General features: G+C 62.9%; 13 protein-coding genes. 6 read left to right on the top strand and 7 right to left on the bottom strand.

Features of this window, described 5'->3' with window-relative positions:
• The first annotated feature begins 171 nt into the window (after nt 1-171).
• Nucleotides 172-1,227: a thioesterase domain-containing protein gene (locus ACZ89F_RS35675; RefSeq protein WP_476096911.1), complete on the top strand. Its 1,056-nt coding sequence runs from the start codon at nt 172-174 to the stop codon at nt 1,225-1,227.
• Nucleotides 1,224-2,690 (top strand): class I adenylate-forming enzyme family protein, encoded by a 1,467-nt coding sequence (locus tag ACZ89F_RS35670; RefSeq protein ID WP_476096909.1) that lies wholly within the window; start codon nt 1,224-1,226, stop codon nt 2,688-2,690. Before ACZ89F_RS35675 ends, ACZ89F_RS35670 begins: the two co-directional genes overlap by 4 nt.
• Here the strand turns inward: ACZ89F_RS35670 and ACZ89F_RS35665 are convergent.
• The 5 genes from ACZ89F_RS35665 to ACZ89F_RS35645 form a co-directional block, all read right to left on the bottom strand.
• Nucleotides 2,687-4,666 carry a tripartite tricarboxylate transporter permease gene (locus tag ACZ89F_RS35665; RefSeq protein WP_476096908.1) on the bottom strand — a complete coding sequence of 660 codons (1,980 nt, stop codon included), beginning with the start codon at nt 4,664-4,666 and terminating at the stop codon, nt 2,687-2,689. The genes ACZ89F_RS35670 and ACZ89F_RS35665 overlap by 4 nt on opposite strands.
• A 21-nt stretch (nt 4,667-4,687) precedes the next feature.
• Entirely contained in the window at nt 4,688-5,689 is a 1,002-nt protein-coding gene (locus tag ACZ89F_RS35660) for a Bug family tripartite tricarboxylate transporter substrate binding protein (RefSeq protein ID WP_476096906.1), read from the bottom strand.
• Between the two features lie 156 nt (nt 5,690-5,845).
• Nucleotides 5,846-6,850: a Bug family tripartite tricarboxylate transporter substrate binding protein gene (locus ACZ89F_RS35655; protein ID WP_476096904.1), complete on the bottom strand. Its 1,005-nt coding sequence runs from the start codon at nt 6,848-6,850 to the stop codon at nt 5,846-5,848.
• Nucleotides 6,851-7,038: 188 nt separating this feature from the next.
• Nucleotides 7,039-7,803: a phosphodiesterase gene (locus tag ACZ89F_RS35650; RefSeq protein ID WP_476096903.1), complete on the bottom strand. Its 765-nt coding sequence runs from the start codon at nt 7,801-7,803 to the stop codon at nt 7,039-7,041.
• Between the two features lie 71 nt (nt 7,804-7,874).
• Nucleotides 7,875-8,663 carry a 3-hydroxybutyrate dehydrogenase gene (locus tag ACZ89F_RS35645; protein WP_476096901.1) on the bottom strand — a complete coding sequence of 263 codons (789 nt, stop codon included), beginning with the start codon at nt 8,661-8,663 and terminating at the stop codon, nt 7,875-7,877.
• A gap of 220 nt (nt 8,664-8,883) precedes the next feature.
• Here ACZ89F_RS35645 and ACZ89F_RS35640 point away from each other — a divergent pair, with 220 nt between their 5' ends.
• Entirely contained in the window at nt 8,884-9,672 is a 789-nt protein-coding gene (locus ACZ89F_RS35640; protein WP_476096899.1) for an acetoacetate decarboxylase, read from the top strand.
• Nucleotides 9,665-10,825 (top strand): patatin-like phospholipase family protein, encoded by a 1,161-nt coding sequence (locus ACZ89F_RS35635; RefSeq protein WP_476096897.1) that lies wholly within the window; start codon nt 9,665-9,667, stop codon nt 10,823-10,825. Before ACZ89F_RS35640 ends, ACZ89F_RS35635 begins: the two co-directional genes overlap by 8 nt.
• A gap of 304 nt (nt 10,826-11,129) precedes the next feature.
• Here the strand turns inward: ACZ89F_RS35635 and ACZ89F_RS35630 are convergent, their stop codons facing one another.
• Together ACZ89F_RS35630 and ACZ89F_RS35625 are read right to left on the bottom strand one after the other, a co-directional pair.
• The gene (locus ACZ89F_RS35630) at nt 11,130-12,731 is read right to left on the bottom strand and encodes an inorganic phosphate transporter (RefSeq protein ID WP_476096895.1); all 1,602 of its coding nucleotides are present in this window, start codon (nt 12,729-12,731) and stop codon (nt 11,130-11,132) included.
• 127 nt (nt 12,732-12,858) lie between these two features.
• Nucleotides 12,859-13,392: a TetR/AcrR family transcriptional regulator gene (locus ACZ89F_RS35625; RefSeq protein WP_476096894.1), complete on the bottom strand. Its 534-nt coding sequence runs from the start codon at nt 13,390-13,392 to the stop codon at nt 12,859-12,861.
• Between the two features lie 145 nt (nt 13,393-13,537).
• On the opposite strand from ACZ89F_RS35625, the gene ACZ89F_RS35620 reads away from it, so the two are divergent.
• Together ACZ89F_RS35620 and ACZ89F_RS35615 are read left to right on the top strand one after the other, a co-directional pair.
• Nucleotides 13,538-14,854: an efflux RND transporter periplasmic adaptor subunit gene (locus tag ACZ89F_RS35620; RefSeq protein ID WP_476096893.1), complete on the top strand. Its 1,317-nt coding sequence runs from the start codon at nt 13,538-13,540 to the stop codon at nt 14,852-14,854.
• Nucleotides 14,851-17,934 (top strand): efflux RND transporter permease subunit, encoded by a 3,084-nt coding sequence (locus ACZ89F_RS35615; protein ID WP_476096891.1) that lies wholly within the window; start codon nt 14,851-14,853, stop codon nt 17,932-17,934. Before ACZ89F_RS35620 ends, ACZ89F_RS35615 begins: the two co-directional genes overlap by 4 nt.
• Nucleotides 17,935-17,940 lie beyond the last annotated feature (6 nt).

Genomic DNA, 17,940 nt, shown 5'->3' with positions numbered 1-17,940 from the left:
TGGGGAAAGCCCGATGTCGCGCGGTCAGGCGGTTCACCGCAGGCCCGGATGATCCCATAAGAGTCAGGCGATTTGACGCTTCTTCTTCCGGCAAAAAGGCAGCCGGGGCTTGTTCGCTGGACTGTCAGTGCGTAAAAGGCGCATAGAGAGGCATCGGTTAGGGGCTTTCCGATGAACGTTCAACAATGGGTGCGGCCTGCCGCGCTGCCGGGCGATGGCCCGGCGCATGCGATCGCCGGCATTTTTGCCGCGGAACTGCAGATACCGACGGTTCAGCTCGACGACAACTTCTTCGATCTCGGCGGCGACTCGCTGACGGCCGAGACTTTGGTGCTGGCCGTGCAGAAGCGGTTCGGCGTCAAGTTGCAGACCTCGGTTCTGCTCGGGGCGCAGACACCGCGTGAGTTCGGCCGGCTGATCGCATCGCTGGTGCCGGTCCATCCTGCCCGTCAGCTGATCGTGCCGGTATCCGGCAATGTCGGCCATGAGCCGATCGCCATGATCCATGGCATTTCCGGCTCAGCCCTGTTCGCCAATCGCTTCGGCAAGCGACTGAAGCAGAAATACGCTGTCCTGGCCGTGCGCGGCATGGGGCTCGAGCCCGGCGAGACGCCCTATTCCAGCATGGCCGAATTCAGCTCCAACTATTTTGAAGCGCTCACCTCAGTGACCGGCCAGCATCCCGATGTCATCGGCGGCATATGCGCGGGCGGCCTGCTGGCGATCGAGGTCGGCCGGCTGAGCCATGAAGCGACCGGCAAGCGGCCGGCACTCGTGCTCATCGATCCGCCGTCGCCCGGCTCGGCCTGGCTGAAACCGATGCCGGACGATCGCATGACCGAGAGCAGGCGCCGCCAGATCGCCCGCAAGGTGATCTACTGGCGCCTGTTGCGCGACGGGCTGAGCGCCGTGGGTCTTGGACAGACGCAGTTGGGGCGGCATCTGCGCAAGAAGGCATTCAAGAGCGCGCTGTTGCAGGCAGCAGCCGGATTCGTGCCCTCGTCCTATCCCTGCGACATCCTCATTCTCGCCAGTTCCGAATGGGGTGCTACGACAGTGGAGCAGTACAAGGGCTGGGCATCCGACGTGGCCACCATGAAAACCGTCGTCATGCCGGGTGAGCACAACAAGTTCCGCGAGGCCAACATGGATGCGATCGACGCGGAGATCATCGCTTTCCTCGCCGCGAGAAACACGGCAGCGCGCGACGTCCAGCACCAGCAATGAGTTTTGGCCAGGACATACTGGGGGCCTTCGCCGCCCATGGCGACCGCGTGGCAATAGTCAGCGGCCGTCAGCAGATAACATATAGCCAATGCCTGGCGCAGATCTGCCATCTCGCCACCAATTTCAGGGCATCGGGGCTGCGGCCTGGCGACCGCGTCGGCCTCTCCATGATCGATAACATCGACGTGGTGCTCTCGATCCTCGCCTGCTGGAAGATCGGCGCCACGCCGGCCGTCATCGATTTCCGGGCGCCAAGAATCCAGCGCGCGCGCTACGCCCGCGACTTCGGGCTCGCCCTGATTTTCGAGAGCCGCAGCCCGCCCGGGGACCACCCCTATCCCAATGCCATTTTCCAGACCGACTGGAAGGCCACCTCGGCGCCCGTCGATCCGATCGATGCCGACGATAGCGAAGTACATCCGGCCTTCCTGATGTTTTCGTCCGGCACCACCGGCGATCCGAAGGCTTATATCCAGTCTCACGAGGCGCTCGGACGTCGGGTCGCGGCACGCCGGAGCGCGCTCGAAGGAACTGCAAAGCGCCTGCTGACCCCCATGGCGCTGTCCTATTCGGCAACACGCCACCAAATGTTGGGATACCTGTTCTATGGCGGCACGGTCAGCTTGTTCCCGCCGCTGTTCACGCCATCCGAGCTGATTGAGGCCCTTTTGTCGTTCAAGGCCAGCGCAACCGCCTTGCCGCCGCCTGTGATTTCACGGCTGGTGCGCGAAGTAGGCGAGCGATCGACCCGCATCTTGCCCGATCTCGACGTGCTTTTCAGCATCGGCGGACCGGCTCGGGCGGAAGACAAGATTGCCGCTTACCGGAACCTGTCTCCCGGCTATCAGATCAGCTACGCCACGAGCCTTACCGGCAACATCACGACTTTGAAGGGGCCTGACGTTCTGGCCAAGCCCGAGACCACCGGCACGCCATTCGCCGGCGTGCGCATCGATGTGCTGGGGCCGAACGGAGAATTGCTCGGCAAGGGCGAGCCCGGACGGATCAAGGCCTGGACCTCGACCATGGTTTCGGCGGTGCTGCTGCCGGGCAACCGATTGTTCGTCGACCCGGACGTCATGGGTCCGGACTGGGGTATTCCGGGCGACATCGGCTTTGTCGACGACGATGGCTTCCTGACGATCGTCGACCGCGAGTCCGACATGATCGTGCGCGGCGGCGTCAACATCGCGCCGCAGGAATTGGAGAAGCTGTTGCGGGGCCACCCCAAGATTCGGGACGTCGCCGTCGCCGGTTTTCCCGACGACACGATGGGACAGGAGATCGCCGCCTTCATCGTATCCGAACATGGCACTGTCGAGGAATTCCGGGCGTTCCTGCGCGCCAACGTCGCCCCGGACCGGCGGCCGCGCGAGATCAGGCTGGTGGCGTCGCTGCCCTATAGCGACAACGGCAAGCTGTTGCGGCGCCGCCTTGTCGAGACGCTGTCTACCCCGACCTAGAAGAAGCCTGCGATCTTCGCCAGCCATGGTGTCGGCCAGGGCTGCGACACAAGGATGTCGAACACGGCAAAGACGATGAATGTCGTGCCCGCGGCAATCAGGATGGGCGAGCGCCGCGAGATCGAGCCGAGCACAAAGATCGCACCCGCCACGAAGATGAAGGTGGCTGCCAGATGTCCGATCGAGAGAATGAGCACGGCAAGCGCCAGGCAAAGCCCGATGACGGCAAGATTGCCTTTCATGGCGCCATCACCGGAGGGCGCCCATTCACCGCTGGCGGTCGCCGGCGCGAAGGGCGCCTGGCCGTCTCGCGTCTGCCGCCGCAGCCGCAGGGCCGTTTGTACGGATATTGCCAGCGACAAAAGCGCCAGCAGGCCAGCCGTGATCATCGGGAAGATACCGGCCTCGAACGGAAACCATGCCGCCGCGCTGACAAAGGCCGCCAGGGCAAGCAGGGTCAGCGCGCTGCTGGCGATCAGGTCGGGCAATGGCGGCGGCAGCGCCCCGGTGCTGTTTCGCGCCGTGACCCAGGATACCGATTGCCGGATCACGCCGGCCACGGAAAGGCCGAGCAGAATCAGCACCAATGGCTGCTTCAGCCATGACCAGCCCGAGATCTGGTAGGCGAGGAAGAAGTAGTTTTCCAGGCTCGGCCCGAGTACGAAACCCAGCGAGAAGGCAGAGCGCGGCCAGTTGAGCTCCTTCATCGCCATGCCGGTGATGCCGATCAGGATCAGCAAGGCGAAATCGAGGGCGCTCATATTGGTCTGGAAGGCGCCAACGACGATGAAGGTGACGACCAGCGGCACCAGTACGGCCGCGGAGACGCGGGCGATGCACGCCAGCGGCCTCGTCAGGAACAGGCAGGTGACAGCGCCGATGATGTTAGCGACGGCGATGCTGAACACCATAGACATGGTGACCGCGGCGTTCTTGCCCAGCATGTCGGGCCCCGGAACCAGGCCGTGCACGACAAAGGCGCCGAGCAGGATGCTCATCGAGGCCGAGCCGGGCACGCCGAAGGCGATGGTCGGGATCAGCGAGCCGCCTTCCTTGGCGTTGTTGGCGGCTTCCGGCGCGATGACGCCGCGTACATTGCCCTCGCCGAATTTCGGTCCAGGTCCCGGCCGCCGCGCGGCATGGCCGTAGGCAATCCAGTCCAGCACGGCGATGCCGACACCCGGAACCGCGCCCAGCAGGGAGCCGATCGCGCTGCAGCGCAAGACCAGCGGCCATTCGCGCAGCGTATCCATCATGCCTTGCCGCATGCCGGAATAGGTCGGGATTGCCGAATCGCCCTGGATCGAGCCTCGCATCAGAAGCGAAGCGAGTTCGGGCAGGCCGAACAGGCCCAGGAACACCACAACGATGGGCAAGCCGTTCCATAGATAGATCTGGCCAAAGGTCCAGCGGTCGGCGCCGGCAATGTGATCGAGGCCGACGAAGGACGCCAGCATGCCGAGCATCGCCGCCGCGAGCCCCTTCAGCGGCTGGCTGCCAGCGAGCAGCGCTACGATGGACAGCCCAAAGGCGCAGATGGCGAAGAAGTCAGGGGTCTTCAGATAGAGAACCAACGGCCGCATGATCGGAATGGCCGCGGCAAGCACCAGCGCGCCAAAGACACCGCCAATCATCGAGGCCGAGTAGGACGCGCCGAAGGCCCGCGCCGCCTCGCCCTTCTTGGCCATGGCGTGGCCGTCGAGCACCGTCGCGGCGGCGCCGACCGAGCCCGGAACACCGAACAGGATCGCCGGTATCGTGTCCGATGTGGTGTTGACCGAGCCCATGCCGAGCAGCAGCGCGAAAGCCGCGTAGGCATCCATGTTGTAGGTCATCGGGATGAGCAGGGCCATGCCGAACAGGCCGCCAATGCCCGGCACCGCGCCGACGATGAGGCCGGCGAAGACGCCGGCCATCAGCATCAGCAAACGAAAGGGCTGCGCCATCTCGACGATGGCCGTGAGGATCAGATCCAAACCGAAGTTCCCGTCAGACGCCTATTTCACGAGATTCCTGGCCGCCTCGAACACTACCGGATCGGCTTTGAGCTTGTCGGCGACCAATGCCGCTATTTCCTCGCCCGTTGTGATCTTGATGGTCAAGTCACCGAGTTTGGCGGCGTCGGCGAGAAAATCCGGATCCCTGCTCATGTCGACATAGGCCTTGCGCAAGGCATCGAGCGTCTCCTTCGGCGTTCCCGGCGGTGCGATCAGCGGCAGGTGAAACTCCCGCGAGGATTCGATCAACTGCGCCGCCTGGCGGATCACCGGATCCTTGATCTGGTCGGAAAAGCGCGGCAGCGTCGGCGCCTGCGGGATGGTGCCGGGCCCGAATGTCCCGATGACGTTGAACTCGTCGAGCTTGTCGGCAACATTGTAGTAGGCAAGCGCGCACAGGCCCGCGAGCTCGCCGCGCTGGCTGGCGACGGTGATGTCGGCGGCTCCTTCAAATCCGGTAACGATGCCGAACTTGGCCTGGGAGGCGTTCTTGACCAGCGCGGCAAAGATGTAGGTCAGGCTGCTCTTGCCTGATGCTCCGAGCAGAAAATTGCCCTGCAGGAACTTGTCCATCGTGTCGATGCCGGAGCTTTTCGTGGTGACGCACACCGATGGCTCATCCGACAGCGCCCCGATCCATTGCATGGAACGTGCGTCGAAGTCGGCATTTGTCGGATCGAGCACCGGCGCGAATGGCATCGCTTCACTGACTGAACCGATGACGCTGCCGTCCGCGGGTTCGCTGCCCAGCATCATCTTGGTCAGCTTCAGGCTGCCGCCTCCCGGCACATTCTGCACGATGACATCCGGATTGCCCGGCAAGAACCGGCCAAGGTGCCGCGCCACCAGACGCGAGGACAGGTCGTAATTGCCGCCGGCGCCGTAGCCGACCTTGATGGTAACCGTCGTGAACTCGACCGCTTGCGCCTGCGTGCACAGGGCGGCGGCAAGGCCTGCAACAAAGAAGGAAAGGACGCGCAACGCGCGAAAGATCGTAGCCACTGTATAAACCCCGTATAGACCCGCAGCCGTTCTAACCCATGACCTGGGAAATCGGAATCGGTTTTCAGCAGGGATGATGCGTATGTCCGACTGCCGTCGCAGGAAGGCTGGACAGCAGCATGGAATGAGCAAGCGGCGAAACCGCCGAGCGGAACCCTATTTAATGAGGTCTCTGGCAGCCTCGAACACCGCCGGATCGGATTTGAGGTGCTGCGCGATAAGCCGGCTGATCTCTTCGCCGCTGGTAGCCTTCACGTTGGTTTCGCCGATCTTGTTGGCGTCCGCCAGGAATTCCGGGTCCCTGGCCATCTCCATATAGGCTTTGCGCAGGGCATCGACCGTCTCGCCGGGTGTTCCCGGCGGCACCACTAGCGGGTGATGGAAATGCAAGCTCGATTCGATAAGGCTGACGGCCTGTCGGATCGTCGGGTCCTTTATCGTCTCGGAAAAACTCTCCGGCTTTTCTCCACTCGCGACGGTGGCGTCTCCGAATGTCCCGATGATGTTGATCGTATCGCGATTGACGGTGAGGACATAACTTGAAACGCCGCACAAGCCGGCGATCTCACCACGCTGCATGGCCAATTGAATGTCCGCCGTGCCTTCGAAGCCGGTCACAATGTTGAACTTCGCCTTCAACCCGTTCTTGACCAGGGCCGGATAAATGTAGGTCGAACTGCTCCTGCCCGATGCCCCGATCAGGAAATCGGACAGCAGGAACTTCTCCATCGTGTCGATGCCGGAACTCTTGGTCGTCAGACAATAGGCCGGATCGTCGATGAGCGAGCCGATCCATTGCAGGGCGCGCGGGTCGAAATCAGCGTTTGTCGGATCAAGGATAGGGGCATAGGCGATCGCCTCGCCGATCGAGGCGAGAACACTGCCATCGGCGGGCTCGCTGCCCACCATCATCTTTGCAAGCTTGAGGCTGCCGCCCCCCGGCACATTCTGAACCACGATATTCGGATTGCCCGGTAGAAATCGGCCAAGGTGGCGTGCGATCAGCCGCGACGTCTGGTCATAGCCCCCGCCGGCGCCGTAACCGACGTTGATCGTGATCGCCTTGAATTCAACCGCGTGCGCCGGCGTGCACAGCGCGAAGGCGAGGCCGGCAACGAGGAAGGAAAGGACGCGGAAAGCGCGAAAGACCGTAGCGAACATATCGACCCCGTACAAAACCCAAAGTCGTTGTAGCCCATGGCTCCGGAAATCGGAATCGATTTTCGGCGGGGACGGCACGCGTACCAGATAACTGACGAGGACGATTGCGGCGCGATCGACGGCAGCGGTCACTCACGACAAGTCGTGCCCGCAGCATTAACTGGCCGGCGCTGCCGACAACGATAGCGCTACCCGGCCGCGCCGGTGGGAAAGTCGTGGAAGTGGACGACCACCCCGTCCGCGTCGATCAGGATCACGGCATAAGCGGGAGGCTCGTGGCCAAGGCTCCAGCTCGGCGAAAAATCGAGCGCGGTCTGATGGTTGGTGCTGCGCAGCGTGCTGACAGGAATGCCACGCCAGCTGCCGGCGATCAGCCGATGGACATGTCCGGCGAAGATATGGCGGACATTGCCGTGGCGCAGCAGGACATCGTGCAACGCATCGGCGTCGGTGAGCATGACACGGTCAAGCTCGGGGATATGAATCCTGAACGGCGGATGATGCATGAACAGGAAGACCGGTCGGTCGCGCGCCTCTTCCAGTCTCTCGTCCAGCCAGCGCAGGCGCGCCTCGCACAGCCTGCCCTCGACATGGCCGCTGTCCAGCGTGTCGAGCAGGACCAGACGGCCCTCGCTTCTGTCGACGATGCTTTGAACGAAACCGTTTTCCGCAACTGCTTCCGGGAACATCTCGACAAACAGCGTCCGGTCGTCATGGTTGCCGAGCATCAGCCGGCAGGGCGGAACCAGCCCTGCCAGTGTCTCCCGCAGCGCGGCGTAGGCGGCGCGTTCGCCGTCATTGGTGAGATCGCCGGAGATCACCACCAATTCGGCATCGGCATGGTTTGTGCCGATGTCGGCAAGGCAGGCTTCCAGCCGGGAGAGCGGGTCGGAGCCGTACAGAAGACCGCCCGGGGTCATCAGATGCGGATCGGAGATCTGGATGATTTTCATGGACCTGACCGAAGTACCTCTTGCTGGCGCGCCGCGACATCAGCCGGCAAACGAAACGCCTCGACTACGCTCTACTGTGCGGTCCAGCCGCCGTCCATCGGCAAGGTCGTGCCGGTGATCTGCTTGGCGGAGTCCGAGCACAGGAACAGCGTCAGCGCGGCAAGCTCGTCGACGGTGACGAATTCCTTGGTCGGTTGGGCGGCGAGCAGCACATCATGCTTGACCTGTTCCTCGGTCATACCGCGCGCCTTCATCGTGTCGGGAATCTGCTTTTCGACCAGTGGCGTCCAGACATAGCCCGGCGCGATCGCATTGGCGGTAACGCCGTCAAGCGCTGCTTCCAGCGCCACCGTCTTGGTTAGGCCGGATATGCCATGCTTGGCCGACACATAGGCGGATTTGAACGGCGACGCGACCAGCGCATGCGCAGACGCGGTGTTGATGATGCGGCCCCATTTGCGCGCCTTCATGCCGGGCAGTGCGGCCTTGATTGCGTAGAACGCGGCGAGCAGGTTGATGCGGATGATGGCTTCCCATTTGTCGTCCGGAAATTCCTCGATCGGCGCGACATGCTGGATGCCGGCATTGTTGACCAGGATGTCGAGACTGCCGAACGCGGCCTCGGCCTCGTGCACCATGGCGCTCACCGCCGCGCCGTCCATCATGTTGGCATCGGAGTAGCGGCACCTGACGCCGAAATCCTTCTCGATGCCGGCCCGCTCCTGCTCGATGGCAGCCGCATCGCCGAGACCGTTGATGGTGACGTTGGCGCCTTCGGCGGCAAAGGCGCGGGCGATGGCCAGGCCAATGCCACTGGTCGAGCCGGTGACGAGGGCGTTCTTTGAAGACAGGAAACCCATGATGATCTCGCAAGAGGTGGGAGGGATGAACGGGGCGGTTTTGTGCGCCGCACCATGACACTGCCACAGCCATATGTCGGTGCGATTACAGGGTGGCGACGGCGCCCACGGGCCTGTTGGAAGGGCTGTCAGGCGGCTGACACGGCATTGTCATGGTGCCGTGCAACATAATCCGGAGCGCATTCGCGCAGTCATTCCTGAACCGAATGGGGCACCCGCCTTGCAAATCGCCGATGTCGTGAAGCGCGCCTATGCGATGCCGCTCACCAACCCATCCTTCCCGCCCGGGCCGTACCGTTTCTTCAACCGCGAATATGTCATCATCACCTACCGCACGACACGTGAGGCCCTCGAGGCGGTCGTGCCGGAGCCGCTGGAAATCGACGAGCCGCTGGTCAAGTACGAATTCATCCGCATGCCGGATTCAACCGGCTTCGGCGACTACACCGAGACAGGCCAGGTCATCCCGGTGCGCTACAAGGGCGAGCACGGCGCCTACGTCCATTCGATGTATCTCGACGACGACGCGCCGATCGCCGGCGGCCGCGAACTGTGGGGCTTTCCCAAGAAGCTCGCCAACCCCAAGATCGTCCATGAAGGCGAGGTGATCGTCGGCACGCTGCACTATGGCAGCGTTCTGTGCGCCACCGGCACCATGGGTTACAAGCATCGGAAGGCCGACCACGATTCCGTGCTCGCCGCGCTGGCCGCTCCCAACTTCCTGATCAAGATCATCCCGCATGTCGACGGAAGCCCACGCATCTGCGAGCTGGTCCGCTACTACCTTACCGACATCACATTGAAGGAGGCCTGGACGGCGCCCGCGGCACTTGATCTGCGGCCCCATGTCATGGCCGACGTGGCGAAGCTGCCGGTGCTCGACATCGTCTCCGCCGTTCATTTCAAAGCCGATCTGACGCTGGGGCTGGGCGAGGTGGTTCACGACTACCTCGGCGATCGCAGCCTGTCCGCGGCCAGCACAAACCAGCCGGAGAAAATTCGTGCTTGAACGCAATCGCAAGAAGGAGGCCACCGCCACCATCGCGGAAATCTCGGCGCAGTATGACCGCATCGCGCTGGTGTTTCAGGGTGGCGGCGCGCTCGGCGCCTATCAGGCCGGTGTCTACCAGGCGCTGGCAGACGCCGGCTGCGAGCCGAGCTGGCTTTCCGGCGTGTCGATCGGCGCCATCAATGCGGCGATCATCGCCGGCAATGAATCGAGCCGCCGGCTGCAGCGGCTCGAGCAATTCTGGCAGACGATTTCAGGCCGCAAGATCTGGGCCTATACGCCCGAAGGCGACATCTACCGCGACATTCGCAATCGCACCAGTTCGTGGATGACCATGGTCATGGGGCAGCCAGGCTTCTTCAAGCCGCGCAGTCCCAATCCATGGATGGAGCAGCCGGGCGCCGAGGGCGCCACCAGCTTCTACGACACCGCCGAATTGAAGGAGACGCTGGAAAGCCTGATCGACTTCGACATCCTCAACGATGGCAAGAAGCGGCTGAGCGTCGGCGCAGTCAATGTCCGGACCGGCAACTTCGTTTATTTCGACACCGACAAGGTCCGCATCGAGCCGGAGCACATCATGGCCAGCGGCGCGCTTCCGCCCGCCTTCCCGTCGATCCGCATCGAAGGCGAATATTACTGGGACGGCGGCATCGTCTCCAACACGCCGCTGCAATATCTGCTCGACCAGGAAGAGGACCGTTCTTCGCTGGTCTTCCAGGTCGACCTGTTCAGCGCGCGCGGCGTCCTGCCGCGCAGCATGCCGGACGTGCTGTCGCGCCACAAGGACATCATGTATTCGAGCCGCACGCGGCAGAACACCGACAATTTCAAACGCATCCATGGCCTCAAGATGCGCCTGCTCGATGCGCTGAAACGGGTGCCGAAGGAGTTGCGGACGCCGGCCGAGGAAGCGCTGATCGAGGACTATTCGGACGCCGGCACTGTCAACATCGTGCATCTGATCTACCAGCACAAAGGCTATGAGGGTCACGCCAAGGACTATGAGTTCTCGGGCACCTCGATGCGCGAGCATTGGGAGACAGGATTGGAAGACACGCAGCGCACCTTGCGCCATCGCCAGTGGCTGACCATGCCGACCAATGTCGACGGTGTCGCCATCCACGACCTGCATCGCGAAGATCCGACTTAAGGTCAGGCTTCTCCGGTGTCGATCATCTGACGCCGAGTTCCTTCACACCCCCTCTGTCCTGCCAGACATCTCCCCCGCAAGGGGGGAGATCGATGCCACCTGGGCCTTCGCCAATCTCCAACAGCTCAAAGCTGGCGGGACGCATGGACTGCTAATCTCCCTCCTTGCGGGGGAGATGGCCGGCAGGCCAGAGGGGGGTGCTGTCCCGCCGAGGCATCGGAAATGAACAACAAAGAAAACAACGAAGAAAAAGGCAGCGCCGGCGACCGGCGCTGCCTTTTGTTTGAGAACTCTTGTCGCCCGCTCAGAAGACCTGGCGGAAGATGATGAACAGCACGAAGGCGAGCGTGATCGAGCACGGCAGCGTCAACACCCAGGCAAGCAGCAGGTTGCGCACCGTCGACCATTGCAGGCCCGAGCCGTTCGCCGCCATCGTTCCGGCAACGCCCGACGACAGCACATGGGTTGTCGACACGGGCAGTCCCAACCGGTCGGCCATGCCGATCGTCACCATCGCCACGAGTTCGGCCGCCGCACCCTGGCCATAGGTCAGATGGCTCTTGCCGATCTTCTCGCCGACCGTGACGACAATGCGTTTCCAGCCGACCATCGTGCCGAGGCCAAGCGCCAGCGCGACCGCGACCTTCACCCAGATCGGGATGAACTTCGTCGCGTTGTCGACGGCCTTGTGATAGTCGGTCACCGCCTTCAGGTCGGTCGCCTCCATCGGCAGCAGCTTCTTCTTGTCGATCAGCTTGAGCGCCTCGCCGATCAGATAGATGTCGTTGCGGGCGTTGCTGACCAGGTCGGTCGGCACCGTTTCGACCGAGGCATAGGGCTGCAGGCCCGCCGTCGTGTTGTGGATGTAGGTCTGCAGCGCGACCGTCGTCTGGTCGCTCCAGGTCCTGGTGCGCACGGCGTCCTGGACGGCTGCCTTGGCATCAGCGACGGTGACACCGGGCTTGGCGTATTTGCCCAGCGCCGTTTCGACGCTGACCGAAGCCGACTTATAGGCTTCGAGGTAGTTGATGTCGGGGGTGCGGTTCAGCGCATAGGCCGTCGGCACGACGCCGATCAGGATCAGCATGATCAGGCCCATGCCCTTCTGTCCGTCGTTGGAGCCATGCGCGAAGCTGACACCGGTGCAGGTGAAGATCAGCAGGCCGCGGATCCACCATGGCGGCGGCGTGTTGCCCTTCGGCGCCTCGTAGAGCGCCGGATTGCGCACCAGCAGCTTCATCACATAGAGCAGGATTGCCGCGGCGAAGAAGCCAATGATCGGCGACACCAGCAAGGTGACGCCGACATTGGTCGCCTGCGACCAGTCGACGCCGCTGGTGGCGCTGCCGGCTGGCGCCATGAACTGGTTGGCGAGGCCGACGCCGATGATCGAGCCGACCATCGTGTGCGAACTCGACGCCGGCAAGCCGAGGAACCAGGTGCCGAGATTCCACAGGATCGCCGCAACGAGCAGCGCGAACACCATGGCAAAACCGGAGGAAGAGCCGACCTGCAGGATCAACTCGACCGGCAGCAGCGACAGGATGCCGAAGGCGACCGCGCCGCTGGAGGTGAGAACGCCGAGGAAATTGAAGGCGCCCGACCACATGACCGCGAATTCGGCCGGCATCGAGCGTGTGTAGATGACCGTCGCCACCGCATTGGCGGTGTCATGGAAGCCGTTGACGAACTCGAAGCCGAGCGCGATCAGCAAGGCGATGCCAAGCAAGATCCATGGCACGGTCTTGGCCACCGCCAAGTCCTGGCTGAGCGCGTAGCCGACATAGACAATGCCGACGAGCACCAGCACGCCGAAGGCCGGCAGGAACCACTTCGCGCTGCCCGATTGATCCAGCGGATGATCCGGTCTCGGAATGCCCGCCTCGCTAGAAACTATATCCACCATGTCCCACTCCTATTGCATCGCAGCAAAGAACCGGGATGAACGCTATGTCCGCACAATGAACCCTGTGTGACGATGTCGAACGCAATGTCTTCGGATGTTTTCAGCCGAAGTGCGTGGCAGTCGACGCCTATTTGGCAATCTCAAGCAAGGACGATACCAGCAGCTCTCGCTCGTCTTTCGACAGGACATCCGAATCGAAGAGGTTCATGCTGCGCAATCCCTCGATGGCGAGGTAGCAGACCAGCAGCGATTTAAGGTCCGGCGTCTCGCCCTTCAGCCGCTCGAAAAGCTGCCGCTTGAATGTCTTTATCGGCGTCATGAAATCGGGGTCCTCGGCGATCGCCGAGAAGATCCAGGACGCGGACGGCTGCTTCTCCTCGCAATCATTGGCCGACAGCCTGATGTAGACGGCGAGCGGATTTTCGTCCTTGTCGTTCGTGCGGGCGGATTCCAGCGCGTGCTCGAATTCACGCAGATAGCCTTCGACCAGACCCTGCATCAATTTGGCCTTGGTCGGGAAATTGTAGAGCAGCCCGCCCTTCGATACGCCGGCGCGGCTGGCGACCGCTTCCAGCGACAGGCTGCCGGGCCCGGATTCCCGTGCGACATCGGCCGCCGCAGCGAGAATTTTCTCGCGCGAGTTCGTTCGTTGGGCTCTCATGGCGCCTCCCTTCGCAAGCTTAGGCCCAATTGACAAGACCGTCCAGACGGTACAGTAAGACCGCCACTATTTGAAATCGGGACCCGCAGTCGATATGTGTCCCGATGTCCGCGCTTCGCGCCGGATTTCGACTGAGGGGACTTCCTTGTTCAAGCGCATACTCCGTATCTTTATCATCGTTCTGGTTCTGGCCGTGCTCGTCGTCGTGGTCGGCGGTATCGTCGGCTTCAACTTCCTGCGCGACAACGGCATCAAGCAGTATTTCGCATCGATGAAGCCGCCGGCGGCAACCGTGTCGACGACCATCGCAAAGCCTTCGACCTGGACGCCGGGCGTCGAGGCGATCGGTACGGTCAAGGCCGTGCGCGGTGTTGACCTGACGGTTGAGACCACCGGCATCGTCAAGGACATCCTTTTCCATGCCAACCAGAAAGTGGCTGACAATGCGGTTCTGCTGCAGCTCGACGACGCCGTCGAGCGCGCCGATCTCGACGCGCAGAAAGCGCAGGCCGCGCTCGATCAGGCATCGCTGGCCCGCGCCATCGAACTGACGAGGCGTGGCGTCGGCTCCGACTCGACGCTGGATACGGCGCGTGCGGCGGCCTCGGCCTCGGCGTCTCAGGTCACCAAGCTGCAGGCAGTGCTCGAACAGAAGCAGCTGACGGCGCCTTTCGGCGGCACCGTGGGCATTCCGAAAATCGACATCGGCCAATATCTGGCGCCCGGCACCGCCGTGGTGACGCTGCAGGATCTCGACACGATGCGGGTCGATTTCTCGGTTCCCGAACAGCAACTCGCCTTGCTCAAGATCGGCCAGACGGTTCGGTTGGGCTTCGGCGGTGAGGACAGGCCGTTTGCCGGCGCCATTCGCGGCATCGACCCGAAGATCGACTCGTCCAGCCGGCTGGTGAATGTCAGGGCGGAAGTCGCCAATCCCGACGGCAAGCTGACCCCTGGCCAGTTCGTGCAGGTGCGTGTCGAATTGCCCGAAGAGCAGAACGTGCTGACGCTGCCGCAGACGGCACTGACGACAAGCCTCTATGGCGACTACATCTTCGTGGTGCAGCCGGCGAAGCTTGCCGAGGCGGCCCCGGCGCAGGCAGCCAAGCCGGGAGAAAAACCCGCCGTGCCGGCGGCCGACAAATCGGCGGACGCCAAGCCGGCAGACGCCAAGCCGGCTGATGTAGCCAAGCCTGCCGCCGATGCGGCAAAGCCAGCGGACAAGCCTGCCGATCCGGCCAAGCCGGCGGCGGAAGGCGACAAGCCCGCGCTGGTGCTGTCGCAGGTGTTCGTCAAGCCAGGCCGCCGCAATCAAGGCATGGTCGAGATCGTCGAGGGGCTGAAGGCCGGCGACGAGGTCGTCACCGCCGGCCAGAACCGCCTCTTCAACGGCATGTCCGTCGCTGTAGACAACACCATCGACCCGACCAAATCGGCGAACAAGCAGGCCGACCAGCAATGAGCTTTTCCGACCTCTTCATTCGCCGGCCCGTCCTTTCGACGGTCCTTGCCTGCATGATCCTGCTCTTGGGTTTCCAGGGCATCTTCAACCTGTCGATCCGGCAGTATCCGAAGGTCGACGAAACAGCGATCACCATCACCACGGCCTATCCAGGCGCCAGCGCCGATCTGATCCAGGGCTTCATTTCCGCCCCGATCGCCCGCGCCGTCGCCTCGACCGAGAACATCGACTACGTCACCTCGTCCAGCCGCCCGTCCTCCAGCACCGTGACGGTGCAGATGAAGCTCGGTTCCAACCCCGACGTCGCTCTGACCGAAGTGCTGTCCAAGGTTCAGGGCGTGCGCGGCACCTTGCCCGACGCCTCCAAGGACCCTGTCATCGTCAAGGGCACCGGCCAGCAGTTCGCGATGATGTACATCTCGATGCAGAATCCGAACATGACGAAGGAGCAGCTGACGGAGTATATCGAGCGCGTCATCAGGCCGCGCATGTCGACGGTCGAAGGCGTCGCCGACGTTCAGATCTTCGGCGCCCAGGAATACTCGATGCGCGTCTGGATCGATCCGATCAAGCTTGCCGCGCGCGGCGTGACGGCCTCCGAGCTGCTGACGGCGATCAACAATTCCAACTTCCTGTCGGCGCCCGGCAACACCCAGAACGAGTATGTCGTCTCATCGATCACCGTGCGCTCGACATTGCAGACACCGGAGGCGTTCGCCGAACTGCCGCTGCGCTCGACCGACGGCAACGTGGTGCGGTTGCGCGACGTGGCTCGGGTCGAGCTCGGCGCCGAGAACACCGACACCAGGGTGAGCTTCAACGGCAAGCCCGGCACCTTCCTCGCCATCTTCCCGACGCCGGCTGCCAATCCGCTGACCACGGCGGCCGCACTCACCAAGCTGGTGCCGCAGATTCAGGAGACGCTGCCGAAGGGCATGACGATCGAGGTCGTCTACGACGCGACCGGACAGATCAGCGCCTCGATCGAAGAGGTGTTCAAGACCATCGCCGAGGCGGTTGCCATCGTCGTCGTCGTCATCCTTTTGTTCCTTGGCTCTTTCCGTTCGGTGATGATGCCGATCATCACCATCCCGCTGTCGCTGATCGGCGTCTGTTTCCTTTTGTTTGCGGTCGGCTATTCGATCAACCTTCTGTCGCTGCTGGCCATGGTGCTGGCGATCGGCCTGGTCGTCGACGACGCCATCGTGGTGGTGGAGAACATCCATCGCCATATGGAAGAAGACCACATGTCGCCGATGCAGGCCGCGTTCAGCGGCATGCGCGAAATTGCGTCAGCCATCGTTGCCATGACCATGACGCTGGCCGCCGTGTTCGCACCGCTGGCCTTCACCGGCGGCCTGACCGGCGCGCTGTTCCGCGAATTCGCGGTCACGCTCGCCGGCTCGGTGGTGCTATCGGGCATCATCGCCATCACCATCACCCCGATGATGTCGGCACGCCTCTTGAAGTCCGGCACGCCGGGCCGTTTCCAGCGCATTGTCGACGGCACCTTCGCGCGTGTCGAACATGTCTATGAACGGGCCGTCACCGGGTCGCTCAACTATCGTCCATTGACGCTGATCATCGTGCTTGCGCTTGTCGGTGTCACCGGTTTCATGTTCACCAAGACCTCTACCGAACTGGCGCCGGAAGAGGACCAGGGCTTTCTGCTCTCGCTTGTGACAGGGCCGCGTTATGCGACCTCCGATTATACCGAGACATACGTCAATCAGATTCTTGGTCTGGTGAAGGACATTCCCGAAACTCGGGCGCAGTTCTCGGCCGTCGCCTTCGGCGGCACGACAAACAGCGCCTTCGTCGGCTTCGCCTTCAAGGACTGGGCGGAACGCAAGCGCAATTCGAAGGAACTGCAGGCCGACATTACGGCCCGTATCGCCAAGGTGGCGGGTGTCCAGGCCTTCGTCTTCGCGCCGCCGACGCTGCCGGGCTCCGGCGGCGGCCTGCCCATCTCCATGGTGGTGCGATCGACCGGCGATTCCTCGGAAGTGTACGAGGTGGCCGAGCAGATCAAGAACAAGGCGCAAGCCTCCGGCCGCTTCATCGTCGTGCAGAATTCGATGGCCTATGACGCACCGGAGGTGACGGTGACCATCGATCGTGACCGCGCCGCGGCGCTGAACCTGCCGATCGCCGATATCGGCCGCACGCTGACCTTGCTGGTCGGCGGCGCCGAAGTGGCACAGTTCGACCGCGACTCCAACAGCTACGACATCATCCCGCAGGTGCCGCAGGAATTTCGCGACAACCCCGACAAGCTCGGCGAATACTTCGTGCGCAGCGTGACGGGCGAGATGGTGCCGCTGTCGGCGGTGGTCAAGATTTCGACCAATGCGGCGCCGGCGGCAATCGAGCAGTTCAACCAGCTGAATTCGTCGACGATTTCGGCGCTTCCGCTGCCCGGCGTCACCACAGGCGACGGGCTGAAGGCGCTGGAGGACATCGCCAAGGAGAGTCTGCCCGACACCTTCTTCGTCGATTATTCCGGTCAATCGCGACAGGAAAAGGAACAGGGCAACACCATCCTGATCGCTTTCGCGGCGGCCGTTGTCGTCATCTATCTGGTGTTGGCGGCGCAGTTTGAAAGCTTCCGCGATCCGCTGATCATCATGATGGCAGTGCCGCTATCGATCTTCGGTGCGATCGTGCCGCTCAATCTGGGCCTCGGCACACTCAACATCTACACGCAGGTCGGCCTGATCACACTGATCGGTCTGATCACCAAGCACGGCATCCTGCTGGTCGAGTTCGCCAACCAGCAGCGCGAAAAGCATGGCATGCGGCGGCGCGACGCCATCATCGCCTCGGCCAAGGTGCGCCTGCGGCCGATCCTGATGACGACGGCGGCGATGGCGCTTGGCGTGGTGCCGCTGATCACGTCCAGCGGTGCTGGCGCCGCGGCCCGCTATTCGATGGGCTTGGTCATCTTCACCGGCATCCTGGTCGGAACCATGTTCACGCTCTTCGTCGTGCCCATGTTCTACACCTTCATCGCCAGCAAGGACCTGCCTCACCTGGCCGAGAAACCGGATCCCAAGCTGATGCCGGCGCTGCCGAGCTAGAGCAAT

The sequence above is a fragment of the Mesorhizobium sp. USDA 3734 genome (assembly GCF_056279665.1).
The sequence above is the reverse complement of the archived record's forward strand: the minus strand, read 5'-3'. Positions and strand labels throughout refer to the sequence as shown.